Source organism: Streptomyces sp. NWU339 (assembly GCF_003143855.1).
Taxonomy (GTDB): domain Bacteria; phylum Actinomycetota; class Actinomycetes; order Streptomycetales; family Streptomycetaceae; genus Streptomyces.
On record NZ_QFRK01000023.1, the window covers coordinates 22,571 to 46,940 of the forward strand.

27 protein-coding genes and 3 pseudogenes are annotated in these 24,370 nt (G+C 69.6%); 19 read left to right on the plus strand and 11 right to left on the minus strand.

Annotated features, from left to right (window positions below):
• Window positions 1–310: 310 nt before the first annotated feature.
• Window positions 311–580 (minus strand): hypothetical protein, encoded by a 270-nt coding sequence (locus DIZ27_RS24825; RefSeq protein ID WP_258308530.1) that lies wholly within the window; start codon window positions 578–580, stop codon window positions 311–313.
• Between DIZ27_RS24825 and DIZ27_RS24830 the strand changes: the two genes are divergently transcribed.
• The 3 genes from DIZ27_RS24830 (at window position 567) to DIZ27_RS24840 (ending at window position 3,260) form a co-directional block, all read left to right on the plus strand.
• Window positions 567–1,055, plus strand: a complete 489-nt coding sequence (locus DIZ27_RS24830) for a GNAT family N-acetyltransferase (protein ID WP_181383675.1) — start codon at window positions 567–569, stop codon at window positions 1,053–1,055. The genes DIZ27_RS24825 and DIZ27_RS24830 overlap by 14 nt on opposite strands.
• 463 nt (window positions 1,056–1,518) lie before the next feature.
• Window positions 1,519–2,604, plus strand: coding sequence for an IS630 family transposase (locus DIZ27_RS24835; RefSeq protein ID WP_109380768.1), 1,086 nt, complete (start codon window positions 1,519–1,521; stop codon window positions 2,602–2,604).
• 452 nt (window positions 2,605–3,056) lie between these two features.
• Window positions 3,057–3,260 (plus strand): cold-shock protein, encoded by a 204-nt coding sequence (locus DIZ27_RS24840; protein WP_003973099.1) that lies wholly within the window; start codon window positions 3,057–3,059, stop codon window positions 3,258–3,260.
• A gap of 133 nt (window positions 3,261–3,393) precedes the next feature.
• Here the strand turns inward: DIZ27_RS24840 and DIZ27_RS45900 are convergent, their stop codons facing one another.
• Window positions 3,394–3,558, minus strand: a complete 165-nt coding sequence (locus DIZ27_RS45900) for a hypothetical protein (RefSeq protein ID WP_181383676.1) — start codon at window positions 3,556–3,558, stop codon at window positions 3,394–3,396.
• Between the two features lie 46 nt (window positions 3,559–3,604).
• On the opposite strand from DIZ27_RS45900, the gene DIZ27_RS24845 reads away from it, so the two are divergent.
• Genes DIZ27_RS24845 through DIZ27_RS24855 form a run of 3 tightly spaced genes read left to right on the plus strand, consistent with a single transcriptional unit; the run spans window position 3,605 to window position 5,908 of the window.
• Window positions 3,605–5,098, plus strand: coding sequence for a DEAD/DEAH box helicase (locus DIZ27_RS24845; RefSeq protein WP_109380675.1), 1,494 nt, complete (start codon window positions 3,605–3,607; stop codon window positions 5,096–5,098).
• A gap of 46 nt (window positions 5,099–5,144) precedes the next feature.
• Window positions 5,145–5,549: a CBS domain-containing protein gene (locus DIZ27_RS24850; protein ID WP_109380676.1), complete on the plus strand. Its 405-nt coding sequence runs from the start codon at window positions 5,145–5,147 to the stop codon at window positions 5,547–5,549.
• Between the two features lie 50 nt (window positions 5,550–5,599).
• Window positions 5,600–5,908: an SCO5918 family protein gene (locus tag DIZ27_RS24855; protein ID WP_109380677.1), complete on the plus strand. Its 309-nt coding sequence runs from the start codon at window positions 5,600–5,602 to the stop codon at window positions 5,906–5,908.
• A 101-nt stretch (window positions 5,909–6,009) separates the two neighbouring features.
• Here the strand turns inward: DIZ27_RS24855 and DIZ27_RS24860 are convergent.
• The 4 genes and pseudogenes from DIZ27_RS24860 to DIZ27_RS24875 all read right to left on the minus strand — a co-directional run bounded on the left by DIZ27_RS24860 (window position 6,010) and on the right by DIZ27_RS24875 (window position 7,864).
• Window positions 6,010–6,368, minus strand: a pseudogene (locus DIZ27_RS24860) (hypothetical protein).
• A gap of 46 nt (window positions 6,369–6,414) precedes the next feature.
• On the minus strand, window positions 6,415–6,807 hold the full coding sequence (locus DIZ27_RS24865) for an ATP-binding protein (RefSeq protein WP_109380769.1): 393 nt from the start codon (window positions 6,805–6,807) through the stop codon (window positions 6,415–6,417).
• 230 nt (window positions 6,808–7,037) lie between these two features.
• The gene (locus DIZ27_RS24870) at window positions 7,038–7,277 is read right to left on the minus strand and encodes a helix-turn-helix transcriptional regulator (protein WP_109380678.1); all 240 of its coding nucleotides are present in this window, start codon (window positions 7,275–7,277) and stop codon (window positions 7,038–7,040) included.
• Complete coding sequence (locus DIZ27_RS24875) at window positions 7,277–7,864, minus strand: DUF2975 domain-containing protein (RefSeq protein WP_109380679.1); 588 nt, start codon at window positions 7,862–7,864, stop codon at window positions 7,277–7,279. Before DIZ27_RS24875 ends, DIZ27_RS24870 begins: the two co-directional genes overlap by 1 nt.
• A gap of 244 nt (window positions 7,865–8,108) precedes the next feature.
• Between DIZ27_RS24875 and DIZ27_RS45905 the strand changes: the two genes are divergently transcribed.
• The 3 genes and pseudogenes from DIZ27_RS45905 to DIZ27_RS24890 form a co-directional block, all read left to right on the plus strand.
• On the plus strand, window positions 8,109–8,564 hold the full coding sequence (locus tag DIZ27_RS45905; RefSeq protein ID WP_181383677.1) for a hypothetical protein: 456 nt from the start codon (window positions 8,109–8,111) through the stop codon (window positions 8,562–8,564).
• 72 nt (window positions 8,565–8,636) lie between these two features.
• Window positions 8,637–9,470, plus strand: a complete 834-nt coding sequence (locus tag DIZ27_RS24885) for a transposase family protein (protein WP_181383610.1) — start codon at window positions 8,637–8,639, stop codon at window positions 9,468–9,470.
• 101 nt (window positions 9,471–9,571) lie between these two features.
• A pseudogene (locus tag DIZ27_RS24890) lies at window positions 9,572–10,054 on the plus strand (pectate lyase); the annotation flags it as partial.
• Between the two features lie 113 nt (window positions 10,055–10,167).
• Here DIZ27_RS24890 and DIZ27_RS24895 read toward each other — a convergent pair.
• Window positions 10,168–11,007, minus strand: a complete 840-nt coding sequence (locus DIZ27_RS24895; protein ID WP_109380771.1) for a PaaX family transcriptional regulator C-terminal domain-containing protein — start codon at window positions 11,005–11,007, stop codon at window positions 10,168–10,170.
• 101 nt (window positions 11,008–11,108) lie between these two features.
• Here DIZ27_RS24895 and DIZ27_RS24900 point away from each other — a divergent pair, with 101 nt between their 5' ends.
• Both DIZ27_RS24900 and DIZ27_RS24905 read left to right on the plus strand, forming a co-directional pair.
• A complete protein-coding gene (locus DIZ27_RS24900) occupies window positions 11,109–12,827 on the plus strand; it encodes a DNA alkylation response protein (RefSeq protein ID WP_258308531.1) in 1,719 nt (572 codons plus the stop codon).
• 52 nt (window positions 12,828–12,879) lie between these two features.
• Window positions 12,880–14,040 (plus strand): sialidase family protein, encoded by a 1,161-nt coding sequence (locus DIZ27_RS24905; RefSeq protein WP_109380680.1) that lies wholly within the window; start codon window positions 12,880–12,882, stop codon window positions 14,038–14,040.
• Between the two features lie 145 nt (window positions 14,041–14,185).
• Here DIZ27_RS24905 and DIZ27_RS24910 read toward each other — a convergent pair whose 3' ends face one another.
• Window positions 14,186–14,902 carry a uracil-DNA glycosylase gene (locus tag DIZ27_RS24910; protein ID WP_109380681.1) on the minus strand — a complete coding sequence of 239 codons (717 nt, stop codon included), beginning with the start codon at window positions 14,900–14,902 and terminating at the stop codon, window positions 14,186–14,188.
• A 122-nt stretch (window positions 14,903–15,024) separates the two neighbouring features.
• Between DIZ27_RS24910 and DIZ27_RS24915 the strand changes: the two genes are divergently transcribed.
• Together DIZ27_RS24915 and DIZ27_RS24920 are read left to right on the plus strand one after the other, a co-directional pair.
• The gene (locus tag DIZ27_RS24915; RefSeq protein ID WP_375232003.1) at window positions 15,025–16,074 is read left to right on the plus strand and encodes an N-acetylglucosamine kinase; all 1,050 of its coding nucleotides are present in this window, start codon (window positions 15,025–15,027) and stop codon (window positions 16,072–16,074) included.
• An 84-nt stretch (window positions 16,075–16,158) separates the two neighbouring features.
• Window positions 16,159–17,082 carry a sirohydrochlorin chelatase gene (locus tag DIZ27_RS24920; protein WP_109380682.1) on the plus strand — a complete coding sequence of 308 codons (924 nt, stop codon included), beginning with the start codon at window positions 16,159–16,161 and terminating at the stop codon, window positions 17,080–17,082.
• A 93-nt stretch (window positions 17,083–17,175) separates the two neighbouring features.
• Here the strand turns inward: DIZ27_RS24920 and DIZ27_RS24925 are convergent, their stop codons facing one another.
• Entirely contained in the window at window positions 17,176–18,255 is a 1,080-nt protein-coding gene (locus DIZ27_RS24925) for a lactonase family protein (protein WP_109380683.1), read from the minus strand.
• A 605-nt stretch (window positions 18,256–18,860) separates the two neighbouring features.
• Between DIZ27_RS24925 and DIZ27_RS24930 the strand changes: the two genes are divergently transcribed.
• Window positions 18,861–19,610 (plus strand): DUF4142 domain-containing protein, encoded by a 750-nt coding sequence (locus DIZ27_RS24930; protein ID WP_109380684.1) that lies wholly within the window; start codon window positions 18,861–18,863, stop codon window positions 19,608–19,610.
• 26 nt (window positions 19,611–19,636) lie between these two features.
• On the opposite strand, the gene DIZ27_RS24935 is transcribed toward DIZ27_RS24930, so the two are convergent.
• A complete protein-coding gene (locus DIZ27_RS24935; protein WP_109380685.1) occupies window positions 19,637–20,419 on the minus strand; it encodes a LysR family transcriptional regulator substrate-binding protein in 783 nt (260 codons plus the stop codon).
• Window positions 20,420–20,490: 71 nt separating this feature from the next.
• Between DIZ27_RS24935 and DIZ27_RS24940 the strand changes: the two genes are divergently transcribed.
• The 3 genes and pseudogenes from DIZ27_RS24940 to DIZ27_RS47355 all read left to right on the plus strand — a co-directional run.
• The gene (locus tag DIZ27_RS24940; RefSeq protein ID WP_109380686.1) at window positions 20,491–20,883 is read left to right on the plus strand and encodes a DUF5997 family protein; all 393 of its coding nucleotides are present in this window, start codon (window positions 20,491–20,493) and stop codon (window positions 20,881–20,883) included.
• A gap of 276 nt (window positions 20,884–21,159) precedes the next feature.
• Window positions 21,160–21,648: a hypothetical protein gene (locus tag DIZ27_RS24945; RefSeq protein WP_109380687.1), complete on the plus strand. Its 489-nt coding sequence runs from the start codon at window positions 21,160–21,162 to the stop codon at window positions 21,646–21,648.
• Window positions 21,649–21,681: 33 nt separating this feature from the next.
• Window positions 21,682–21,777 (plus strand): annotated as a pseudogene (locus tag DIZ27_RS47355) (site-specific integrase); the annotation flags it as partial.
• Window positions 21,778–21,886: 109 nt separating this feature from the next.
• Here the strand turns inward: DIZ27_RS47355 and DIZ27_RS24955 are convergent.
• Entirely contained in the window at window positions 21,887–22,792 is a 906-nt protein-coding gene (locus tag DIZ27_RS24955; RefSeq protein WP_109380688.1) for an aldo/keto reductase, read from the minus strand.
• 507 nt (window positions 22,793–23,299) lie between these two features.
• Between DIZ27_RS24955 and DIZ27_RS24960 the strand changes: the two genes are divergently transcribed.
• Window positions 23,300–24,157: a helix-turn-helix transcriptional regulator gene (locus tag DIZ27_RS24960; RefSeq protein ID WP_109380689.1), complete on the plus strand. Its 858-nt coding sequence runs from the start codon at window positions 23,300–23,302 to the stop codon at window positions 24,155–24,157.
• Window positions 24,154–24,360, plus strand: a complete 207-nt coding sequence (locus DIZ27_RS24965; protein ID WP_109380690.1) for a DUF397 domain-containing protein — start codon at window positions 24,154–24,156, stop codon at window positions 24,358–24,360. Before DIZ27_RS24960 ends, DIZ27_RS24965 begins: the two co-directional genes overlap by 4 nt.
• Window positions 24,361–24,370: the final 10 nt, after the last annotated feature.

Genomic DNA, 24,370 nt, shown 5'->3' on the forward strand with positions numbered 1-24,370 from the left:
TTGCACTCGGGCCCTCCTCTCTCGGGCACCCTAAGCAAGGACGCGGGGGCGACACCCGTCTTACGGCCGATGCGCAGCATGCGACCCGGGAACTCTTCGCGACCAACCAGGTCGTTTCTTTCGCTCTCGCAAAGTCCAACGCCTGTGAAGGCGATTGCGACACTGACTGTCCCCTCGGGGCTGCGCGGAGCGCGGGGAAGGGCGCATGGAGATCCCGTGCGCGGCTCCGGGCCGACGTCCCGGGCTCCGAGGACGGTGAGGGCGTGGCTCCAGCCGCCGGGGCCGGCGAACAGGTCGAGGATGATCCGCCTCACGAGGCCAGCCCGAAATCGTCCTGCACAGGCTGGCTTTCGCTGCGGCAGGCCCAGGGGAAGCAGCCGTCGACCACCCCGTTCTCCAGTTCCTCCGCAGCGGTTCGGGCGTCCAGTTGCTGCTGGCGGGCGACGGTGGCAGTGACGTGGTCGATCGGGGCCTGGGCGAGTGGTTCCCGGGAGCGGTGCAGGAACGCCTGCCCGAGCAGCCGACCCGCCGCACGAAGGCACCCCCCGGTGCGAAATACTCTCCCGATGAGTTCACGCACTTCCCCGATCAGTCAGCCGATCACGATACGGAGGGCCGTCGCGCGGGATGCCAAACGGCTCACGCGGCTCGTGCGTGGCTCAGACGCTTACGAGGGTAAGTACGCAGCCGCAGTCGCGGGCTACCGGGTCGGTCCTGATTACATCGAGGCCCACCGCGCTTTCGTAGCCGTCGGCGCCGACGAGCATGGAGGCCGGGTCCTCGGGTTCTACTCGCTCGTCCTCGCTCCACCGGAGCTCGACCTGCTGTTCGTCGCCGACGAAGCGCAAGGACGGGGTATTGGACGACTGCTCGTCGCACACATGCAGTCCGAGGCCCGTGCCGCCGGGCTCGACCGTGTCAAGGTCGTGTCGCATCTTCCCGCCGAGGACTTCTACCACCGCGTCGGTGCAGTGCGGATCGGGACCGCGCTCGCGAACCCGCCCGCCGTGCTGTGGGACCGTCCCGAATTCGAGTTTCGCATTCCTTCGGAATGACGCGGTGTGCCGGTTCGCAGGGCACCGGCTTCGCCTGCATGGTGGCCGGCATGCAGGAGCCGCTGGACGCCGCGCGCTCCGTGTGTGCCGTCGTCTCTGCCCTGGCGGGGGGATCGCCTGCGCCGGCGGCCTCTCCCGGCGACTCCCTCACCTCCGGCACTCCCAGAGCCATCGAAATAGCGCACACCTCAGCTCGCTCCACACACGATCGAGGTCGGCCGCTGTAAATACGTAGTTTCACACAACCCTGATCTGCGAGACGAAGTGGCCACAGTCCACCGTCAGCGCTGTACGGGGTGATGCCTTGCCAGCGCAGCCATCAGCGCAAGTGGAAGTAGTCACAGCCCTTGCCCCGTGGAGCGTGGCCGGCCGACGTCGGTGTGGCCCGCGGTGGAGCGGATCGGTGGGAGGCTCCGGACTAGTGTCGTGAGTCTTCAGTTCGCTATAGAAATAGGCTGTGGGCATGGCACGCATGGGTCGGCCGACGGTCGAGGTGGTTCTGACGGACGAGGAGCGAGAGACGCTGCTGCGCTGGTCACGACGGGCGACCTCCTCGCAGGCGCTGGCACTGCGCTGCCGGATCGTGCTCGCGTGCGCGGACGGCGGCTCGAACACCGCCGTGGGCAAGGAACTTGGGGTCCATCCGGTCACGGTGGCCAAATGGCGCAAGCGGTTCGCGGCCGGCCGGCTTGAGGGCCTGTCCGACGAGCCGCGGCCCGGTCCGCCGCGCACGGTGGACGACGAGAAGGTCGAGGAGGTGGTGGTGCGCACGCTGGAGACCACCCCGAAGAACGCCACGCACTGGTCGACCCGGGAGATGGCGGCGGCCAGCGGGCTGAGCCAGTCCACCATCTCGCGGATCTGGCGGACCTTCGGCCTCAAGCCGCACCTGGTGGACACCTTCAAGCTGTCCAGGGACCCACAGTTCATCGAGAAGGTCCGTGACGTCGTCGGCCTGTACCTGGATCCGCCGGAGCGGGCGATCGTCCTCTGCGTGGACGAGAAGTCGCAGATACAGGCACTGGACCGGTCCGCGCCGGTGCTGCCGATGATGCCCGGCATGCCCGAGCGCCGCACCCACGACTACCTGCGCGGCGGCGTGACCACCCTGTTCGCCGCCCTGAACACGGCCACCGGCGAGGTCATCTCCTCACTCCACCGCCGGCACCGGGCGGTGGAGTTCAAGAAGTTCCTGGCCAAGCTGGACAAGGAGGTCCCTGCCGACCTCGATGTGCACCTGATCTGCGACAACTACGCCACCCACAAGACCCCCGCGATCCAGAAGTGGCTGCTGGCCCACCCTCGCTTCCACCTGCACTTCACCCCGACCAGCTCTTCCTGGCTGAACCAGGTCGAGCGCTGGTTCGGTCTCCTGACGGACAAGCAGATACGACGCGGGGTTCACAAGAACGTCCAGGCCCTGGAGAAAGACATCCGGGCCTGGATCACCGACTGGAACGACAACCCCCGGCCCTTCGTCTGGACCAAGACCGCCGACGAGATCCTCGAACGCCTCGCCGGATATCTGAATCGAATCAAAGACTCATGACACTAGGAGTTGTCTTCGAATGTCACGCCCGCATCAGGAGCGAGGCGAGGGTGCTGCTGGACGCCTTTCGAAGACGTCTTACGGACAGCCGCGTACGTCGTTGCCCCCTGGCGGTCAGGGTTGCACTTTGTGAGACCGCTCTTCCTGAAACGTAGCACTCCGAGTGGATCAATATCTGTGCTCGCGAAGTGAGGCTTTGACGGACCGCGTAGTGAGAGTTTTTGCCGCAATGAGCAGAGCGGAATTGCGTAATGCGCACGGGCCGTTCCAGTGTGCTACTGTCGATCTCAGTTGCAGTTGTGGTTCCCAAAACTTCAAGTGCCCCCGACCCGGCTTCTGTCGGTCGGGAGCACTTTTGTAAATCCGGTCATTTTCCGGGCGGGGTAATCATCGCGGCGACACGGTGTCCGTACGGTGCGGATTCCGATGTACTGCCCCAAAGGAGATATGACATGGCTGCTGGTACCGTGAAGTGGTTCAACGCGGAAAAGGGCTTCGGCTTCATCGAGCAGGACGGTGGCGGCGCTGACGTGTTCGCCCACTACTCGAACATCGCCGCGCAGGGCTTCCGTGAGCTGCTCGAAGGTCAGAAGGTCAACTTCGACATCGCACAGGGCCAGAAGGGCCCGACGGCCGAGAACATCGTTCCGGCCTGACGCTCACGCACCATCTGTAGCTGGGGCCCGCATCCTTCGGGGTGCGGGCCCCAGCTGCATGCATCTCCCGCAGCGGTTTCACTCGCGGGACGACTCGGAGGAATCCGCAGTCCCACCACGCGCGGCTCCTCCTTCAGTGATGCACGAGCGTCCTGAAGAGCTGCGCCACAGCCGACGCTCGGATCTTACGTCCCCATCGCGTCACCCATTTCAGCACCTGTGCCCCGGATATTTCCGCCGGCCCAAAGCTGTTTTCTTTTGCCACCGGTCCATACTTGTAATTCTCCATGTCGCTCATTGCTGCGGGAATTCCTTGATATGTGCCACATCGAGGAAGGTTCCGCATGAACCGCACACGTACGAACGATCGTTCCGCCCGCGCCCGTAATGGCAGTGCCGACGCAGGAAGGGACGGCAGCCGCTTCGGCTCGCAGGCACAGCCCCGTTCGGGCGGGCCTGCCCGGTCCGGTGGTTACGGCCGCCGGCCCGCCGCAGTGCAGGGTGAGTTCGCACTGCCCAGGACGATCACCCCCGCATTGCCCGCCGTTGAGGCGTTCGCCGATCTCGACATGCCCGAGCAGCTGCTGGCCGAACTCGGCAAGCAGGGGGTGACCGCGCCGTTCCCGATCCAGGGCGCGACGCTGCCCAACTCCCTGGCGGGCCGTGACGTTTTGGGCCGCGGGCGCACCGGTTCCGGCAAGACCCTCGCCTTCGGCCTCGCCCTACTCGCCCGTACCGCTGGACAGCGTGCTGAGCCCCGCCAGCCGCTGGGGCTGATCCTCGTACCGACGCGTGAGCTGGCGCAGCAGGTCACCGACGCGCTCACCCCGTACGCCCGCTCCGTCCGGCTGCGGCTGGCCACGGTGGTGGGCGGGATGTCGATCGGCCGGCAGGCCGGCGCGCTGCGCGGCGGGGCCGAGGTCGTCGTCGCGACGCCCGGACGGCTCAAGGACCTCATCGACCGTGGCGACTGCCGGCTGAACCACGTAGGCATCACGGTGCTGGACGAGGCCGACCAGATGGCCGACATGGGTTTCATGCCGCAGGTCACCGCGTTGCTCGACCAGGTGCGTCCGGAGGGGCAGCGGATGCTGTTCTCCGCCACCCTGGACCGCAACGTCGACCTGCTGGTGCGCCGCTATCTGACGGACCCCGTCGTGCATTCGGTCGACCCGTCGGCCGGTGCGGTCACGACGATGGAGCACCACGTCCTGCACGTCCACGGCGCCGACAAGCACGCCGCCACGACGGAGATCGCCGCCCGCGACGGCCGCGTGATCATGTTCCTGGACACCAAGCACGCCGTCGACCGGCTGACCCAGGACCTGCTCAACAGCGGGGTACGCGCTGCCGCGCTGCACGGCGGCAAGTCGCAGCCGCAACGCACCCGCACGCTGGCGCAGTTCAAGATGGGGCACGTCACCGTGCTGGTGGCAACCAACGTCGCGGCGCGCGGCATCCACGTCGACAACCTCGACCTGGTCGTCAACGTGGATCCGCCGACCGACCACAAGGACTACCTCCACCGTGGCGGCCGTACCGCCCGCGCCGGCGAGTCCGGCAGCGTCGTCACGCTGGTCACCCCGAACCAGCGCCGCGGCATGGTCCGCCTCATGTCGGACGCCGGAATCCGGCCGCAGACCACCCAGATCCGCTCGGGAGACGAGGCCCTGAGCCGGATCACCGGAGCCCAGGCCCCGTCCGGCATCCCGGTCGTCATCACCGCACCGGTGGTCGACCGCCCCAAGCGCAGCGCCTCCTCCCGCGGTCGGCGCCGCCCCTCCTCGACGACCCGGCGGGCTCCCGTACGCCAGCCCGTCCTCGGCGCGGTGGCCTAGAACCTTCGTGATCAGGAAGCTGACCCATCTCTGCAGGAGGCACCTCTTGACGCTGGTCCAGATGCAGCCCCGCTCTGCGGACGCCAACCCCGTGCACAGGACGGTGGTTGAGTTCATCGACGCGGCCGGACCGCAGGTCTGTGACGACATGAGCGTCGAGGTGGCGCTGGCCGTCATGGCCGCCGCCCGCACGGGCCGACTGGTCGTCTGCGACCAGGACGACCAGCGCATCGGCCCGGTGACCCGAACCGACCTCACCGCCGTCCGCGACAGCGGCGCTCATACGGATCGCGTCCGCCTGCGCGACATCCTCGGCGACCACGGATCGTTCACCTCACCCGTGACCACGAGGGGCGAAGCCGAGCACGCGATGTGCTCCCGTCGGCTCGGTGTTCTGCGGGTCGTCGACGAGCAAGGCAGCGCCCCGGGCAGCCTCGCCCTCTCCCGTTGAAACGTCTCGCCCCTGGTCGGACCGTTCTTCCCTTCTCTCTGTGAGGCCACATGCGCTGCGTCATCGCCCGCTTCCCCTTCGAGCTCACCAAGGGCGGAGTGCTGGAAGCGATGAAGGGCATCAAGCCCGAACCGGTCGCCGGAGAATCGGTGATCATCGGCCGCCGCCACTACCCCGTCAAGCAAGTCGGCCAAGTCATCACCCGCCAGGACCGCCGTGACTTCAGTGCCGCCGAAGTCCTCCGGGCCATGACTCAGCTCGGCTTCACCTGCCGCGCCCTCCCCGAGGCCGCGCCTCTGGGCATCCCCGGCTCGCTGCAGCACGCCTCCGCGATGCTCGGCACCCCCGGGACGGTCTGACCGGGTAAACAGGCACGAGCCGACATCTGACCAGCAGTGTGGGCCCGACCGGTACGCCGGTCGGGCCCACACTGCGTGCAGCATGTTCCCGTCGCCGTCGCTCAGTGGTCGGAACAGCTGAAGTCGCCCACGGTCCAGGCGCTGACGTCCTCGATCGCAACCCGGTACATCCCACCCGTCTCCGGGATCCCCAGGACGCCCTGCAGGATCCGGGCGCCATGGAAGTGCAGATGCGTGGGCGGCCCGTCCTTCTTCGCGGGGGAGTCGAAGACGGCGGCGAACTCGCCCAGGCGGGCGGAATCCGTCAGCACATCCGACACCCTCTGCCTCCACGTGGCTGCGAGAGCCAGTCGACCGGTGATGACAGCGCCACCGGTGACCACGGTCAGGGACTCTGATTGCTCTGGTCGGACTCCACCAGGGCGGCGACGTCAACGAGCAGCTCGTCAGGCTGCGACATGAGGCGGACCATGTTCGCCGGCCATCCGGCTGCTTGAGCGGTGACGCTACCGGGCAAGGCAGGCGCTCACGGTCTTGCCGCCGGAGGCCCGGCGGGTGACCGTCGTGGTGTGGGCGAGGCGGTTGACCATGGGCCAGCCGAAGCCCCCGGTGCCGCCGTTCAGGTCAGGGGTGCGCATGCGCGGCGGATGCCGACTGCCGTCGTGGACGGCCACCTCGATGGCGTCGGGGTGCGCAGTCAGTTCCAGTGTGCAGCGGCCCCCGCCGTGGCGCAGGGCATGGGGGACGAGCTCGGACACGACCAAGACAACAGTGTCCGCTGCGTCAGGGGCCACGGCCGGCTGCCGCAAACCTTCGAGGAAGGCCCGTGCCGTATCGCGTGCGTCGGCAACGGCCGTTGCGGAACGGACGGCTGCGGCGCCGGCAATCACCGTGATCATCAGGGTCACCCTGGTCTCTGGATCGTCCATGCCCTGCCCGTGCCTACCCAACCCCTGTGCCCCGCCCCTCCACCCGCCAACCCCGCAGAGCCACAGTGGTTGCCTGAAGGGGACTGAGCCTTCGCCAACTTGAAGTTGCTGGTCAAAGGGCTGGCGTGCCGGTCTGAAGGCGCAGTCGCGCTGGTCGTCGGCGGGAGTCTGTGGAGTAGATCGTCTGCCGGATCGGTCGGCTATGGACCGGGCTTGGTGGGTTCGTAGGTGATCAGGTCTCCCGGCTGGCACCGCAAGACCTCGCAGATCCTCGACAGGGTTGAAAAGCGGACGGCCTTGGCCCGGCCGTTTTTCAGCACGGACAGGTTGACGACGGTGATGCCGACCTGCGAGGACAGCTCGGTGAGCGTCATGCCGCGCTCGGCGAGAAAGCGGTCGAGGTGGATCCGGATCGAGTGAGGCTCCTCATCGTCGGGCATCAAATGGTCCCTTCGAGGTCCTCTCGCATGTGCACGCCCTCGCGCATGATCTTCCCCATGATCACCGTGGCGAGGCCAACGAGGACGAGAACCATGGATCCGGAGATTGCCGGTCCGGAGCCAATCATCGGCGCCATGCTGCCCACGAGCCAGGACTGCGACCAGCCGACGACGAGGCCAGCTACCGGCGTTCCGACGGTGAGGAACCACCCCAGAGAGGAGATCCGGGATGCCACGGGGGCGGTGAACGGTCCCTCCCGCACAACGGCCGCGAGCAGCCGGGAGAAGAGAAGCAGTGCCACGGATCCGAAGAGCCACCATGGCAGCAGGTTCCCGAGGTCGGCGGCACGCTGACCCGCGGAGGGGCTGTCCTGGCACAGGCGTGTGGTACTGCTGGACGCCTTCACGTCCGCGCCCACGGGGACGCCGCCTTCCAGCGTGGCGTTGTGCCAGAAGTCCGTCTTCGCACAGACCGCCCCGTCGTCGAGTATGTGCGTGACCGCCGTGCCGACGAATGCGAGGGCGCAGAGCACCGCCAGCGCAAGGGTGAGCGAGGCCAGGGCCTGCGTGAGTCGCGTGTTCCTCATATCTCTCCTTATCGATTATCGATATGTGCACGCTAGCGGAAGATATCGATAATCGACAAGCGCATGACGGCGGGAGTGCCCGAACGGGCAGACTTGAGCGTTGAATACCTCCCTCGGTTGTCCCGGTGGGCCCTGCCCTCCGCCGCTATCCCAGCGATCCCCAGCAACGGATCAGTGGTCGGCTTCGGCCGCCCGCAGTCAGTTCCTGCCCGTCGTGGTTCGATGGTCTTCTACGATCCAGTGCATGCTGGATCCCGAACTGCTGGAACGGATCACCGCGCGACGCGCGGAACTCGACGACCTCGAAGCACAGCTGGTCGGGCAGCTGGCCAGGGTGCGATCCGAGAGGGACGAACTCGCCGTCGCTGAAAGAGTCCTTGAGCGCGTGAGCGAAGAGATCGCGGGTGAGCGTGCCTCGGTCGCCCCGGCGCCCGGCCAGGTGGCCGGGCGGGCAGTGATGCTCGTTCCGCACCGCGGCCCGGAAACGCAGGAAATTATGCTCCCGCCGGACTACCAGCGCATCCTCACCGTCGTGCGCCAAGCCGGCGGACCGGTCACGGCCCGGCAAGTTGGCGAGACGCTGGGAGTGGACGTCAGCGTGAAGTCCAAGCTGGAGCCGCTGCGCGGCAAACTGATCAGACTGACCGACCGCGGCTGGCTGCGAAAGCAGCCCGACGGCCGGTTCACCACCCGCCTGTGATCTTCTCCAGCATGACGGGTCCAGTGGCGGCAGAGCCGTAACCAGGGTGTCCCCGGCGACCGTTGGAGTTGTGTGACGAAAACCAAAGAGCACGCCGAGGACACCTGCCCGCTTGTCTACCAGTGCCGCCTGCCGCTGTCCACGCGCACCGTCAACCACCTCGCCGACCTGCTACGCCGCCACCTGAAAGCGATACGGTCACGCTGGCGGATCATGCCACCCGGGAAAATCGCGGTGATCGTCCTGGGCATACTGCGCCATGACCAACGCCTGGCTGACATGGCCGGCGGCAACAACGTCTCCGAGTCCACCGTCCGCCGCTGGCGCGACGAACTCATCGCACTACTCGCCGCCCAAGCGCCGCGCCTGGACCGAACCCTGAGGAAGATCGCCAGGCAGGGCGGGGAAGTCGTCCTGATCGACGGCACCCTCGTCCCGACCCAGCGCCGCACCGGCAAAGCTGACCGGCGCAACTACTCCGGAAAGCAACGGCGTCACGGCCTGCACTTCCTCGCCCTGACCGACGAGAACGGCCGCCTGATCTGGATATCAGCCGCCCGGCCCGGCCGCACCCACGACAACACCGCCGCCCGCCACGACCACATCCTGACCCACCTGCGCGCCGCCGGCCTCGGAGCCTTGGCCGACCTCGGCTTCCGCGGCCTGGACAACGACATCCTCAACCCCGTGATCGTCACCGGCTACGCGGCCAGCCGCACCCACAAGCTCACCCCGGGCGAGAAGGAGGCCAACCGCGTACTCGCCTTCGGACGCGCTCCGGTCGAACACGGCTTCGCCCACCTCAAGAACTGGAGGATCCTCACCAAACTCCGCACCGACCCCGCCCGCGCCACCCAACTCCTGCGAGCTCTGCTCGTCCTGACGAACCTCGAAATCAACCGCTGACGGATGATCTTCACCGTGGACTTCCGCCCACGACCAGCATGAGTACCCGCAACACCAGTCACACGAGCCCTTTGACCTGCTACTTCAAGTTGGCGGAGGCTCACTGCAAGGGGTCCTGCACGCTGCAGAACGTGTGGTGGGAGGACGTCGGCGAGGACGCGGCGACCTTCAAGGGCAAGTCGTCGTCATCGGTCTACACCGTCAGCGGCGGCGGGGCGAAGGAAGCCAGCGACAAGGTGTTCCAGTTCAACGGCGCCGGAACGCTGAACGTGTCGAACTTCGCGGTCAAGAATTTCGGCACCTTCGTGCGCTCCTGCGGCAACTGCTCCACGCAGTACAAACGCACGATCAACCTCAACACGATCGAGGTGAACTGGAAGGGCGGCAGGATCGCCGGGATCAACACCAACTACGGCGACAGCGTGACCCTGCGCAACATCACGGTCATCGGGGACAGCAGCAAGAAGATCATCCCCTGCCAGAAGTACATCGGCAACAACACCGGCAAGGAGCCCAGCACCAACGGCTCGGACGCCGACGGCACGTACTGCAAGTACGGGTCGTCCGACATCACCTACAGGTAGCCCTTCCTCGCACAACGGCCCCCCACGGTGAGGCGGCGGACGTACGGAGCGCCCCGCGCGGTGCTCCGTACGGCCGCCGCCTCGTGCCCCGCGCACCGCCTGCCTCCTCCGCGCTACCTCCGCCCGCCCGGTCCGCTGTTCCCGGTGCGCCCGCTGGTTCCACTGGTTCCCCTGATCTCGCCGGGCCCACCGGGCCCGCCCACGCTCGCGCGGATCTCGCCGATGAGTTCACGCCGGTAGTCGGTGTACGCGGCCCGCAGCGCGTCGCCCGGCCAGTCGGCGGGGAGGAGGGCCGCAGGCAGGACGGGGTCGGTGAGCAGGTGGCGTACGACGGCCGCGAAGACGGCGAGCCGGTCGGCGGGGCGGTCGGCGCCGTCGATGTGCGCGAGGAGCGCGCGGGCCGTGCCCGCCCAGGCGTCCAGCGGCCACAGACTCCCGGCCAGGTCGGCGGCGGGCCTGTCGGGGCGGGCCGTGTAGTGCTGGGCCACCTGGTCGAGAGGCACGGACAGCGGGCGGTCCAGGTTGGCGGGCCGGAGCCACACGCCCTCGCGGAGTTCGGCGAGCCTGAGGGCGGCCAGCCGGGTGCGCAGATCCGCCCGCTCGGCGGGACCGCGTCCCGTCGCGGTGATCACCACCATCTCCCAGTCGCCGTCCCACGCGCGCGTGCTCGGCCGTACGGCCTCGTCCTGGCGGGTCTGGCGGTCGAGCAACCGGTCACTGAGGCGGTAGCCGGCACCGGTTTCGGTGCGCAACAGATCACCGGCGGCCACCATCCGGCTGAGGGCGGCCCGCAGCGTGGACCCGCCGACGCCGAAGCGCTCCACGAGCCGCCCCAGTTCCCGCGCCGGAAGCTGTGGCGGGTGCGTGCCGAGCAGCAGGCTCAGCACGACCGACCGCGCGGACAGGGGACGCAGTCGCAGGTCACCGGTTCGCTCCGGGTCGTTCATCCGCATGAATGCGTACTGTACGGCGCGCTTCTCGCCCTGCGGCGCACTGCCGGACGACATGTGTTGCATCATTGCTACAGCTGTAGAGATGATGCAACACTCGGCGTATGGCCACGACAATCGCGCACGAGCAGCACGGCGGACTCGCCGTCTCCCCCGAGGGACACGCGGCACCGGAGGCACTCGCGGCACCCCGCGGGTACGCCACGCACGACGTCCTGAATCAGCCCGCTCCCCTGGCCCCCTACGACGCCTCCGACGACACCGCCCTCCTGGAGGGGGTGCGGCGCGAGGGCGCCGGTTGGGCGGAGGAGGATCTGCGGCGGCTCGGCCGGCTGGCCGGCAGTGCCCGGGTGCAGGAGTGGAGCGAACAGGCCAACCGCCACGAGCCCGAACTGCGCACGCACGACCGGTACGGGAACCGGATCGACGAGGTCGAGTTCCATCCGAGCTGGCACCACCTGATGCGCACGGCCGTCACCGAAGGACTGGCCGGCGCGCCCTGGGCGGACGACCGGCCCGGCGCCCATGTCGCGCGCACCGCCGGCGGACTCGTGTGGGGGCACACGGACGCGGGGCACGGCTGCCCGACCTCCATGACGTACGCGGCGGTACCCGCCCTGCGCCGGCAGCCGGAGCTGGCTCGGGTGTACGAGCCCTTGCTGACCAGCCGGGAGTACGAGCCGGGCCTGCGGGTGCCGGGCGAGAAGCGCGGGCTGCTGGCCGGCATGGGGATGACGGAGAAGCAGGGCGGCTCCGACGTCCGGACCAACACCACGAAGGCGACGCCGACCGCGGAGCCCGGTGTGTACACGCTGCACGGACACAAGTGGTTCACGTCGGCACCGATGTGCGACGTGTTCCTGGTGCTGGCGCAGGCTCCGGGGGGCCTGTCGTGCTTCCTGCTGCCGCGCGTGCTGCCGGACGGCACGCGCAACACGTTCCGCATCCAGCGGCTGAAGGACAAGCTGGGCAACCGGTCCAACGCGTCCTCCGAGCCGGAGTTCGACGGGACCGTCGCCTGGCTGGTCGGCCCGGAGGGGCAGGGCGTGAAGACCATCATCGAGATGGTCAACTGCACCCGGCTGGACTGCGTGATGATGTCGGCGGCGCTGATGCGCAAGACGCTCGTCGAGGCAGGGCACCATGTGCGCCACCGCAGTGCCTTCGGGGCCCGGCTGATCGACCAGCCGCTGATGCTCAACGTGCTGGCCGATCTCGCCCTGGAGTCGGAGGCCGCGACAGCGCTGACCCTGCGACTCGCCGGGGCGGCCGACCGCGCGGTGCGCGGGGACGCGCAGGAGGCCGCGTTCCGCCGGATCGCGACCGCCGTCGGCAAGTACTGGGTCACCAAACGGGGCCCGGCCTTCACCGCCGAGGCCCTGGAGTGCCTGGGCGGCAACGGCTACGTCGAGGAGTCGGGCATGCCCCGGCACTACCGTGAGGCCCCGCTGCTGTCGATCTGGGAGGGCTCGGGCAACGTCAACGCCCTCGATGTGCTGCGGGCGCTGGGCCGGGACACGGCCACGGCGCAGGCCCTGTTCGCCGAACTCGCGCTCAGCCGGGGGGCGGACGCCCGGCTGGACACGGCCGTGAGCCGGCTCGAGGGCCGGCTGGCGGAGGGCACACAGGCGGGGGCCCGGCGGCTGGTCGAGCAGCTGGCCCTGGTCCTCCAGGGTTCCCTCCTCGTCCGGCACGCCCCCTCAGCGGTCGCCGACGCCTTCTGCGCGACGCGGCTCGGCGGTGACTGGGGGCACTCGTTCGGCACGCTGCCCGACGGGGCCGACCTGGGCTCGATCGTGAACCGCGCGCTTCCGGCCCTGTAGGCCGCCGCACCGGTCCGACCTGCGACGACGCCTGATCCGAAAGTGACTGTCAGTGGTGGGGTGCAGACTGGCCGTTGTCTGGAACGGATGCGTCGACGAAGGCGTCGGCGACGTCGCGGAGGTGATCGGCATGACCGAGGTACTGCTCGCCGTGGGCACCCGCAAAGGCCTGTTCATCGGGCGCCGGCGGGGTGGCGCCTGGGAGTTCGACGACCGCCCCTACTTCAACGCCCAGGCGGTGTACTCGATCGCCGTCGACACCCGGGGCGCGGTCCCCCGGCTGCTGGTCGGCGGGGACAGCGCGCACTGGGGCCCGTCCGTGTTCCACTCCGACGACCTGGGCCGCACCTGGACCGAACCGGCGCGGCCCGCCGTCAGGTTCCCCAAGGACACGGGGGCGTCGCTGGAGCGGGTCTGGCAGCTTCATCCGGCCGTGGCGGAGCCGGACGTGGTGTACGCGGGCACCGAGCCGGCCGCGCTCTACCGGTCGGAGGACCGCGGGGAGACCTTCGATCTGGTCCGTCCGCTGTGGGAGCATCCGACCCGCTCCAAGTGGGTGCCGGGCGGTGGCGGCGAGGGTCTGCACACCGTGCTGACCGACGAGCGGGATCCTCGTGCGGTGACGGTGGCCGTGTCCACGGCGGGCGTGTTCCGCACCCGCGACGGCGGCGTCAGCTGGGACCCCTCCAACTCCGGGGTCTCCGCGGTGTTCCTGCCGGATCCGAACCCGGAGTTCGGGCAGTGCGTGCACAAGGTCGCCCGGGACGCGGCGACACCGGACCGGCTGTATCTGCAGAACCACTGGGGCGTCTACCGCAGCGACGACGCGGGCGCGCGGTGGACGGACATCGGCGAGGGTCTGCCGTCGACGTTCGGCTTCGCGGTGGTGGCGCATCCGCATCGAGGTGACACGGCGTACGTGTTCCCGATCAACGCCGACTCCGACCGAGTCCCGGCCGACCGGCGCTGCCGCGTCTTCCGCACCACGGACGCGGGCAGGAGCTGGGAGCCGCTCACCGCGGGCCTGCCGCAGGGCGACCACTACGGCACGGTGCTACGCGACGCGATGTGCCACGACGGCGCCGACCCCGCGGGCGTGTACTTCGGCAACCGTAACGGTGAGGTGTACGCGTCGGCCGACGACGGCGACAGCTGGCAACAGCTCGCGGCGCATCTGCCGGACGTGTTGTGCGTGCGGGCCGCGGTTGTCTGAAGGGGTTGAGGGGGCTAAGGGGGCTGAGGTGACTGGGGAGTTGAGGGCCGGAGAGATCCGAGGCCCCGCGGTGCGGACCGGTCAGATGCGCACCGCTGGACTCGGATCGTCGGGTTCGTCCTCCTGGCGGGCCCGGGAATCCGCGTCAACGGCCCTGCTGAACCGCCGTGTTCGTCTCCTGGGCCGACGGCAGCCGCCAGTCGACGGGGGCGGCGCCCTGCCGGACCAGGAAGTCGTTGGCCCGGCTGAACGGGCGCGAGCCGAAGAAGCCCCGGTCCGCCGACATCGGCGAGGGGTGAGCCGACTCGATGGCGGGATAGTCCCCGAGCAGTGGGCGCAGATTGCGCGCGTCCCGGCCCCACAGGATCGACACCAACGGGCCGCCCCGCGCGGCGAGGGCGCGGATCGCCTGCTCCGTGACCTCCTCCCAGCCCTTGCCCCGGTGGGCGGCCGGCTTGCGCGGGGCGGTGGTGAGCGCCCTGTTGAGCAGCAGGACCCCCTGCTCGGTCCACGGGGTCAGATCGCCGTTGGCGGGCCTGGGCAGGCCCAGGTCCGCGTTCAGTTCCCGGTAGATGTTCTCCAGGCTGCCGGGCAGCGACCGCACGTCCGGCGAGACCGCGAAACTCAGGCCGATCGCCATTCCCGGTGTGGGATAGGGATCCTGACCGACGATCAGGACGCGTACGTCGTCGAAGGGCTGCTGGAACGCCCGCAGCACGTTCGCTCCCGCCGGGAGGTACGTCCGGCCGGCCGCCACCTCGGCGCGCAGGAAGTCCCCCATGGCCGCGATGCGTCCGGCCACCGGTTCCAGGGCCTTCGCCCAGCCGGGCTCAACAAGTTCATGCAAGGGTCGTGGTGCCACGCCGGATCACTCTAGTGGCTCACACCGACACCCCGTACCAAGCGGCCCGGCCCCTACGCCGGGAAGGCGTCCGGGCGCTAGTGTTCCTCCGCGTCATGGTCGTCGAGGAGGTGGGGAACGCGGTGTCTTCGTCCGCCGGGCCCGGATTCGTCGCCGTGGATTCCGGGGGCTCCGGGCTGCGTGTCGTCGTCGGTGCCGTCGGGCGCGGTCCGCTCGCCCGGGGTGCTTCCGGTGAACCGGTGCGGACCGGTGCCCGGGGGATCGACCCGGGGCATCTCATGGAGCAACTCGTGCCCATGGCACGGGGGCTGGCCGCCGAGGCCGGAATCGGGCGGCTGGACACGGCGGCCGTCGGTGCGGCCGGACTGGCCAGCCTCGGGGACGCGCTGCGCGCCGAGCTGCCGGGGGCGCTGACCCGGGAGCTGGGGGTACGGCGTGTGGCACTGGCCGCCGACGCCGTCACCGCCTACGTCGGCGCTCTGGGGTCCCGGCCGGGTGCCGTGATCGCCGCCGGTACGGGCCTGATCGCCGTCGGCACCGATCTGACCGGGTGGCGCCGGGCGGACGGCTGGGGGCATCTGCTCGGCGACTGCGGCGGCGGCGCGTGGATCGGGCGGGCGGGCCTGGAGGCGGCGCTGCGCGCCCATGACGGACGGGACGGCGGCTCCAGCCGGCTGCTGGAGTGCGCCGAGGAGATGTTCGGCCCGGCGGCCGCGCTGCCCGGCCACCTGTATCCGCGCACCGACCGGCCGGCGGTCCTCGCCTCCTTCGCACCCCGGGTGGCGGAGTGCGCCGCCGATGACGCCGTCGCCGCGGACATCCTGCGGGCGGCCGCCCGGCACATGGTCGACTCGGCGGCGGCCGTCTGCCCGGAGACGGGTCCGGGTTCGGGTGCCGGCGCAGGTTCGGGTTCGGTCGAGCCTCTGGTGGCGCTCACCGGTGGCCTGTTCAACATGGGCGACCCGCTTCTCGTACCCCTGGGCGAGGAGTTGGCGAAACGGCTGCCGAGGGCTCGGCGGGTGACGGCCGAGGGCAATCCGCTGCACGGGGCGGTGCGTATCGCCACCGACCTCGCGACCGGTTCGTTCACCCTTCCGAGTGACGAGAAGATGCTGTGCGTGACGAGTCCGGCAGGTGGAGGGGGCATCGCCGCACCCGATGTCGGCACATAGCACATCAGACATATCCGGATGGATGTCTCGCAGACGTACCCTCCCCGAACAGAGGAGCCCAGGAAACCACTAACATTCCGCTCCATGAGCACCCCCACTGGGCCCGCGTCCGGCCTGCCAGTACGAATGCCGCGCCCCCGCCAGCCCGGACGGCACCGCCGTCCCGAGCCTCTGGTGGCTCCCGAGGGCGCGCCCGCGCTCGTCCTCGCCGTGCCGGGTACTCCGAGCAGCGCCACCCGGTCCCTCGCGGACGAGGTCGTGAGCATCGCCCGTTCCGAGCTCCCCGGTCTGGACGCTCGGATCGGTTACCTCGACGGAGACGACGAGGAGTTTCCCACGCTGCAGGCGGTACTCGCGCACGCCGCCGAGGAGCGCACCGCCCGCTTCGAGCAGGCTCGCGCCGCCGGCATGGACGTCAAGGAACCGGACGGCCCCGTCGCCGTCGTCGTGCCGCTGCTCGCCGGTCCGGACAGCTCGCTGCTGCGCCAGGTCCGTCAGGCGCTGATGGACAGCCGTGTCGCCGCCGAGCTGACCGATGTGCTCGGTCCGCACCCGCTGCTCGCGGAGGCTCTGCACGTGCGGCTGTCCGAGGCCGGTCTGGCCCGCGCCGACCGGGCCCGGCTGTTCACCGTGGCGACCGCCGCGGACGGCATCATCCTCGCCTCCGTGGGCGGTGACGAGGCCGTGCAGGCGGCCGGGATCACCGGCATGCTGCTCGCCGCGCGTCTCGCCGTGCCGGTGATGGCGGCGGCCCTGGACGAGGAGGGTTCGATCGCGTCGGTGGCCGAGCAGCTGCGCAACTCCGGTTCGCAGCAGCTGGCTCTCGCGCCGTACCTGATCGGTCCCGAGATCGACGCGAGCCTGGTCGAGGAGGCCGCGAAGGAGGTCGGCTGCGCCGCCTCCGAGGCGCTGGGCCCCTACCCGGCGATCGGCAAGCTCGCCCTTGCCAAGTACACGTCCGCGCTGGGCATCGCCCCGCAGCAGGCGCAGAGCACTCCGGCGCACTGACCGGGGCGGCTCATCCGCTCGTACGACACCGAAAGGCCCGCTCCGACCATCGGAGCGGGCCTTTCGGCCTGTGTCCGCCGGGGTGGGCAGCTCTCAGTCGACGACCACACAGGACGCCGCTGCCACCGGGATCGCACCGCCGCGCCGGGGTACGCCCGTGTCCGGGTCGACCGCGAACCAGGTCACGTCCCCGGAGCGCTCGTTCGCGACGTACAGGAAGCCGCGGGACTCGGTGAGCGCGCGGGGCCAGTGACCGCCGCAGGGCACGGTGGCGGTCAGCCGCAACCCGGCCGTCCCGGCCATTCCGGCCGCCCCGGCCGTTCTGTCTGTGTTTCCCTCGACCGCGAGAACCGACAGCACGTCCTCGCCTCGGGTCGCGGTCCACACGAAGCGCCCGTCGGGCGAGACGGCGACGCCCGACGGGTAGGCGTCGCCCGCCGGGGGGCCGGGCAGGACCGGGATCTCGGTGAGCGGCCGGAGCGCGCCCTCGGCGGCGTCCCAGTGGCAGACGACCAGGGTGGGGCTGAGCTCGTTGAGGACGTACGCGCGTGCGCCGTCCGGGTGGAAGGCCAGGTGACGGGGGCCGGAGCCGGGGCGCAGCGCGACCTCCCGGTGCTGCGCTGGAGCACCGTCGGCCAGGGTGTACACCCGCACCGAGTCCGTGCCGAGGTCGACGCCGACCGCCCAGCGGCCACTCGGGTCGGGCAGTACCTGGTGGGCGTGCGGCCCCTGCTGGCGCTGCGGGTGGGGGCCCGAGCCGGTGTGCCGGAACACCCCGGACGCGGACCGCCCCAGGCCGCCGTCGGTGCGGACGGGGACGGCGGTGACGCTGCCGGAACCGTAGTTGGCGGTGAGGACGTGTCCGGCGAAGACGCAGAGGTGGGTCGGCCCGTCCCCATGGACCGTCACCGGGGAACCGACCGGCTCCGGTACGTCTCCGGCACCGGCACCGGGCACCCGGTATGCGGCCACGGCCCCTTCGGCCGTCTCACTGACCGCGTAAAGCGTCCTCCCGTCGGGCGAGAGCGTCAGGCAGGAGGGGTCGGGCAGATCGTTCAGGGTGCCCAGGACGGTCAGTGCGCCGTCGTCGGGGGCGACAGAGACGGTGACGATGCCCGGGCCTCCCGCCGCCGTGAACGATCCGATGAACGCCTGCCGTCTGCCGTCCGTCACGCCTGATCCCCTCCGGTTCCCTGCCGTCCGCGGCTGCCCCTGCCGGTCTCCGCCGGTCTCCGACCGGCTTCGTACCGACCGGAGCGACGCTAGCAGCCGACCCCTTCAGGTCTAGACCAAAGCTCTCAGTTCGTCCGCTCAGGCACCGCGCGCCGCACCCTCCGGTCCCGTCTCGACCGGCTGGAGAGCGAGGGAGCGGCGCGCGCCCGCTTCCGACGCTCGGAGCCGCGCGTGATCTTCGGCACTTCCAACTCCGACGTCTCCCGCCCCTCCCGAAGCGGCGACGGCGTCACCCTGCTGGACGGGATCTGGACGGAAACGCCCTTCGGCGACAAGAACGCCCTGGTCACACGGGTGCGAGCCGCCGCTGCCGCCCGGGTGCCGACTGCCCTGCGAGCGGAGCGGATGGCGATAAAGCGGCCTGTACCACACAGAATGCGTCGTACGGGGTATGGGTTCACAAGTCGAGGCACCCGGTGCCGCACCACCGCGCCGGTCGTCGTCACCGGGTGTCGGCGACAGAAGATTCCTTCCGGAACGGTGATTGTTTCGCCCCTGCCATCCGTACTCCCTGGCGTTGGGCTGTTGATACACCAGGAGGCACGATGCGCATCTCGCGCAGCACGGCAGGAACCGCGTTCGTGGGCGGAGCCATGGTTCTCACCCTCTCCGCGCTCGCCTACCCCACCATGCTGGGCGTGCAGAACACATCGACCACCCAGGACCGGGTCGTCGCCAACACGCAGTACGGCCAACTGACCGAGGCCGACCGCGACTTCGTGGTCAAGGTGCGTGCCGCCGGACTGTGGGAGCACCCCCTGGGCCTGCTGTCGATGGAGCGGGGTACGACGCCGGAGATGAAGGAGGTGGGAGAACACCTGGTCGTGGGGCACGGACGGCTCGACGAGAGCTGCCGCAGGATCTCCCTCGAGCTGGGCATCACTCTGCCCAACCAGGCCTCGCCCCAGCAGGAGCAGTTCGTGGAGACCATCAAGGCCACCACCGACAAGGAGTTCGACACCACGGCCGTGAACATCATGCGGGTGACGCACGGCCAGATCTTCTCGGTGATCGCCAAGGTCCGGGCCAACACCAGGAACACCCTGGTGCGGCAGCTGGCGGACCAGGCCAACGACACCGTGCTCGACCACATCACGGTCCTGGAGAAGACCGGACTGGTCAATCACGAGCAGGTCAACTTCCAGCAGACCAGCCCGCCCAAGCTGCCCCGGGAGCAGGTGACGCCGCCGGCCCCGCAGGCGGGCGCCCCGGTGCTGGTGCTCGAGATCCCCGAGGAGCTGAAGGACCTCAACACGGTCTCCCCGGCGCCGACCCCTGGTGCGACGGTGAAGTAGGCACCCCGGGGCCCGGGGGACGGACGTCAGGACCCGCGGCGGGGTGTGCCCCGGCGCGGGTTCTTCGGTGTGCCGCCGGTACCCTTCCGTCGCCCGCGGCCGGCCGATCCGCCCGCCGCCTGCTGCCGGCGGGCACCGCCCTTCTCGGCGGCCCGCCTGGGCTTCTCCTGCTTCTCCTGGACGGAAGGCTGGGGCCGGGTGCGGCCCCGGGTGCTGTTCACGGTCCGGCCGCGGACGATCCCGATGAAGTCCTCCACCGAGTCGGTGGTCGCGGCCTCGGGCCACGCCAGCGCCACGCTCGACTCGGGGGCGTCCTTGAGCGGCCGGTGGGTGAGGTCCTTGCGGTGGTGCAGCCGCGCCAGGGACAGCGGCACGACGAGCACGCCGATCCCGGCCGCGACGAGCTGAATGGCGTCGGCCGTGGTCGCGGGCCGTTCGAGGGCGGGCCTCCCGGGCAGGGTCTCCCACCCGAGGACGTCGTCGAGGGGGTGCAGCACGATCTCGTCGTCCAGGTCCTCGGGGGCCACCTCGTCGACCGCCGTCACGAGGTGGTCCTTGGGAACCACGACGACCGTCTGCTCGGTGTAGAGGGGAATCGCGCTGAACACCGTCCGGTCGACGGGCAGCCGGACGAGGCCCGCGTCGGCGTCCCCGTTCAGCAGCAGGTCAGCCGCTTCCGCGGCGGGCACCTGGGTGAGGGTCAGCGGGACACCGGGCAGTCGCTCGTTCCAGACGCGTGCCCACTTGCCGGGCATCACCCCGGGTGCGTACACGAGCCGGAACGATGGGGACACATCCGAGCCTGTCACCCGGCCAGGCTACCGGCCTCGCCCACCGATCGTGGTCAGCGGTCGCGCACACGGTCGATACCCTGGACACCATGACGTCGCACCAGAGCACCCAGACGATGAAGCCCGCGACCGCGGCGAAGAAGCTGGGTGTGTACCTCGAGGCCACCCCCGCCGAATTCCGGGAGGGTGTCGTCTCACGCGCCGAGCTGAACGCACTCCAGGCGAACCCGCCCCAGTGGCTGCAGGACCTGCGGCGCAACGGCCCGCACCCCCGCCCGGTGGTCGCGGCCAGGCTGGGCATCTCCATCTCGGGTCTCGCCCGCGGCGGGATCACCGAGCCCCTCACCACGGAGCAGATCAAGGCTCTCCGGGAGGAGCGTCCCGAGTGGCTGGAGCGGGAGCAGGCCACGCAGGCGGAGGTCCGCAAGGAGGCGGAGCGCATCCGGCAGCGGAACGAGGAGCGCGCGAAGCGCAACGGCTGATCGGCCGATCCCCACCGCGCCTTCCTCACCACCGAACGCCCTCGAACGACCCCGAACACCCCCGCACGGGCTTTCCCCGCGGGGGTGTTCTCGTACGCACGCGACCCCGCGTGACGCGATATCGACGGAACGCGAGCCTGCCCTACCCCTTCCGGCACATAGAAATATCTACGACCATGGCTGCACGCCGGGTCGGCGCGCGGACGACCGTGCGGCCGTCGGCCCGTGACCAGCACGCGCCCCCAGCGGCGCAGCCGACCGTGCGCGGGGTGGGACATGCAGAGCGCCAGATGGAAACAAGCCGTCGAATGGCTGGCCGCGGCGGCCAGGGACCCCCGGCAGTGCAAACGGGAATGGGACCACGGCACGGGGACGGCGCTGCTCGCCGCAGGACGGTACTGGGACGTGCTGAGCGTTCCCGACCGGCTCGGACTGCTCGCCCTGGACCTCCTGTGGAGCGATCCACTGAAGGCGCCCGGACCCACCCTGGTGGATGTCACAGCACGCAGAGTCGGGTTCTTCCTGCCGCCCGATCCGGCCGGCGAGTGGATCGGGTTCGGCGTGCGGCACGTCAGCCGTGGCTCCTGGGTGGCGGTACCCCCGCCGTACCGCCCCACCGGCCGCCTGGAATGGCTCGTCCCCCCGGACGGCACCGGCACCCTGCACTGCCCCACCACCCTCGAACAGGCCCTGCGTACAGCCACCGGCACCCTCGCCGTCCTGACCCCCACCGGCACGGAACCGGCGGATCCGGGCGGCTGGTGAGACCCTCGCCGAGGCGATCCTCCCCGGCCGGGACACAAGAAGCCGGAGCACGTCCGCCGCTGCTTCAAGCCGTCCCCCGAGACGATCGCCGAACTCACCAGCCTGCTCAAGCCTGGCGACGCCCGGCGCCAAGGGTCCGCGGCCATGACGGCACCGTGCGTCTCCTCCTTGCCACGATGTGACGATCACCGGATCTCGGTATCACGTAACCCCGGCCGAGGTCTGGACACAGGCGCGCTCACGCGTCGGTCTCGCCCGGTTCGTCAAGGAGGGCCAGCTCCTCCTCGGTCAGGCGAAGGGCGCCGGCGGCGATGTTCTCGGCTAGGTGCACCGGATTGGTGGTACCGGGGATAGCCAGCATGTGCGGGCCACGATGCAGTGTCCAAGCGAGCCGTACCTGCGCCGGCGTCGTGCCGTGAGCGCGGGCGACCGTGTGGACGCGCGTGTGCCGCTCCTGGGCCGCTGCTGCCTCGCGCCGCAGGCCGGAGACGGCAAAGTACGAGACGAAGGCGATGCCCTGCTCCCGGCACAAGCCCACCATTCCGCTCTCGTCGGCACGGCGCCAGTCCACGCTGTAGGAGTTCTGCACGCAGACCACGGGCGCGATCGCCTGGGCTTCGGCCACGTGCTCCGGGTGCACGTTGGAGAGGCCGAGGTGCCGGATCAGGCCCGCTTCGCGCAGTTCGGCGAGGGCGCCGAAGTGCTCGGCAATCGAGGCCATGTCGAGGCCATTGCGGCGCAGGTTGACCACGTCCAGGTGGTCGCGGCCGAGCTGGCGCAGGTTCTCCTCGACCTGGCCGCGCAGTTGGTCGGGGCGGGCCATGGTGAACCACTCACCGGAGGGATCTCGCCCCGGGCCGACTTTGGTCACCACGACCACGCCGTCCGGCCAGGACAAGAGGGCCCGGTTGATGAGCTCGTTCGCGGAACGCAGTGGCGAGAAGTAAAAGGCTGCCGTGTCGATGTGGTTGACGCCCTGCTCGAACGCACTGTGCAGCAGTCGGACGGCGACATCGCGGTCGATGGGCGTACCGTCGGAGTTTCCCATCATGCCGTTGCCGGTCAGCCGCATCGCGCCGTAGCCGACGCGGTTCACCTCCAGATCACCGAGCTTCCAGGTTCCTGCTGCCGCCGCTGTGCTCACCGTGCTCCTTCACCCGTCGGTTCGTCAGGTTCTGGAGTATGGGGAGGTGGTGGGGTATCACGACAGGTCAACAGGCTGGGCGAAATGTCACATCAGTATCGGGAACGAACCGTCACCGCACAGCCGTTGGACCTGCCGAAAGCTGTTCGATCAGAACGTCCTTCTGATGACCGTGCTGCACCGTGTGTCTGCGAGCCCGTTCACGCCGCCCAGGTGATCAGCGATCGCCCCGACCCTTCAGCAACTCGATACCGCATTGGCTGCACCGCCGGACGTTTCTCCCGGCCATATCTCCAGGTGCCTCCCATTCAGGCCTCTCGGACGATTTCATGAAGTAACCGCATCATCACGCAGATAGCCTGACGAGGTCGGGCTTCCGTACCCAGTCATGTGGTACGGCCGCTGTACGGGTTCGTACGGCAGGTGTACGGGTCCGTGCTCGTGGCCGGAGCAGTTCATCAGTCGTTTGCCGGTCACAACGGACCACTGCGCATAACAGGGGGCGCGATGAGCAGGACGACCCAGCGGGAATGCGGGACCACAGGCCGACGTCGGCCGGACAAGGAGCGCCCGGCGGCATGGAGCGCCTACGGCAAGCTCGTCCGCCTCTTCCGCGAACGGGCCGGTCTCACCCAGCAGGCCCTCGCCGAGGCGATCGGGTACTCGCTGGAGCAGGTCGCCTCCGTCGAGCAGGGACGGAGACCGGCGAAGGCAACCTTCACGGAGGCCGCGGAGCGGGTGCTGGAGGCGGGCGGGGCGCTGCGGGTACTCCAGGAGGACGTGGATCGGGCCAAACTTCCCTTCTTCTTCCAGGACTTCGCCCTGCTGGAAGCCGAGGCGGTGAGTAGGTTTTCCTACGATCCCCTGTTGGTTCCTGGGTTGCTGCAGACCGAGGCATACGCACAGGCGCTGCTTGAAGCGCACTTTCCGCCTCTGCCCGATGAGATCGTCGAGCAAAGGGTGGCGGCCCGCCTTGCGCGTCAGGCGCTGCTGAGCCGCAAGAGCCCGGCCATGGTCTTTGTGTTCGTCGTGGAAGAGGCAGCGATCCTGCGAGTGGTGCGCAGCGCTGCCGTCATGCAAGGACAGTTGGAGCATCTGCTGATGTGCTCGAAGATGCGCAACGTCGAACTCCAGATCATGCCCACGATCCGCGGTGCCCACAGCGGACTCAACGGGCCGATGGTGGTGATCGAGTCGACCGACCGCAAGCAGTTCGTCTACATCGAGGCACAGGACGTCGTAAGCGTCAGGTCCGACCGGAACGAGGTCAGCGAGTTCTGGCTGCGGTATGGAATGCTGCGCACACAGGCCCTCAACACCGAGGAGTCCTCCCGTCTCATCGAGCGCATGGCAGGGGAGCTATGAGCACCGATCAGGGCATCGAGCAGTCCAGTCAACTCGCCTGGTTCAAGAGCAGCTACAGCGGAACGAGCGGCGGCGACTGCGTAGAGGTGGCTGCCGGCTCGGACGCCGTGTACGTACGGGACTCGAAGGCCGTGGGCGACGGGCCCGTGCTGCGGGTCGACCGGAACGAGTGGGCTGCATTCGTGGCGCTCATGGCCGTGTAGCGCACTGAAG

Coding starts and splice junctions, on each gene's coding strand:
- DIZ27_RS24830 (WP_181383675.1), top strand. CDS start 567: ATGAGTTCACGCACTTCCCCGATCAGTCAGCCGATCACGATACGGAGG.
- DIZ27_RS24835 (WP_109380768.1), top strand. CDS start 1,519: ATGGCACGCATGGGTCGGCCGACGGTCGAGGTGGTTCTGACGGACGAG.
- DIZ27_RS24840 (WP_003973099.1), top strand. CDS start 3,057: ATGGCTGCTGGTACCGTGAAGTGGTTCAACGCGGAAAAGGGCTTCGGC.
- DIZ27_RS45900 (WP_181383676.1), bottom strand. CDS start 3,558: ATGAGCGACATGGAGAATTACAAGTATGGACCGGTGGCAAAAGAAAAC.
- DIZ27_RS24845 (WP_109380675.1), top strand. CDS start 3,605: ATGAACCGCACACGTACGAACGATCGTTCCGCCCGCGCCCGTAATGGC.
- DIZ27_RS24855 (WP_109380677.1), top strand. CDS start 5,600: ATGCGCTGCGTCATCGCCCGCTTCCCCTTCGAGCTCACCAAGGGCGGA.
- DIZ27_RS24865 (WP_109380769.1), bottom strand. CDS start 6,807: ATGATCACGGTGATTGCCGGCGCCGCAGCCGTCCGTTCCGCAACGGCC.
- DIZ27_RS24870 (WP_109380678.1), bottom strand. CDS start 7,277: ATGCCCGACGATGAGGAGCCTCACTCGATCCGGATCCACCTCGACCGC.
- DIZ27_RS24875 (WP_109380679.1), bottom strand. CDS start 7,864: ATGAGGAACACGCGACTCACGCAGGCCCTGGCCTCGCTCACCCTTGCG.
- DIZ27_RS45905 (WP_181383677.1), top strand. CDS start 8,109: ATGCTGGATCCCGAACTGCTGGAACGGATCACCGCGCGACGCGCGGAA.
- DIZ27_RS24895 (WP_109380771.1), bottom strand. CDS start 11,007: ATGCGGATGAACGACCCGGAGCGAACCGGTGACCTGCGACTGCGTCCC.
- DIZ27_RS24900 (WP_258308531.1), top strand. CDS start 11,109: ATGGCCACGACAATCGCGCACGAGCAGCACGGCGGACTCGCCGTCTCC.
- DIZ27_RS24920 (WP_109380682.1), top strand. CDS start 16,159: ATGAGCACCCCCACTGGGCCCGCGTCCGGCCTGCCAGTACGAATGCCG.
- DIZ27_RS24930 (WP_109380684.1), top strand. CDS start 18,861: ATGCGCATCTCGCGCAGCACGGCAGGAACCGCGTTCGTGGGCGGAGCC.
- DIZ27_RS24940 (WP_109380686.1), top strand. CDS start 20,491: ATGACGTCGCACCAGAGCACCCAGACGATGAAGCCCGCGACCGCGGCG.
- DIZ27_RS24945 (WP_109380687.1), top strand. CDS start 21,160: ATGCAGAGCGCCAGATGGAAACAAGCCGTCGAATGGCTGGCCGCGGCG.
- DIZ27_RS24960 (WP_109380689.1), top strand. CDS start 23,300: ATGAGCAGGACGACCCAGCGGGAATGCGGGACCACAGGCCGACGTCGG.
- DIZ27_RS24965 (WP_109380690.1), top strand. CDS start 24,154: ATGAGCACCGATCAGGGCATCGAGCAGTCCAGTCAACTCGCCTGGTTC.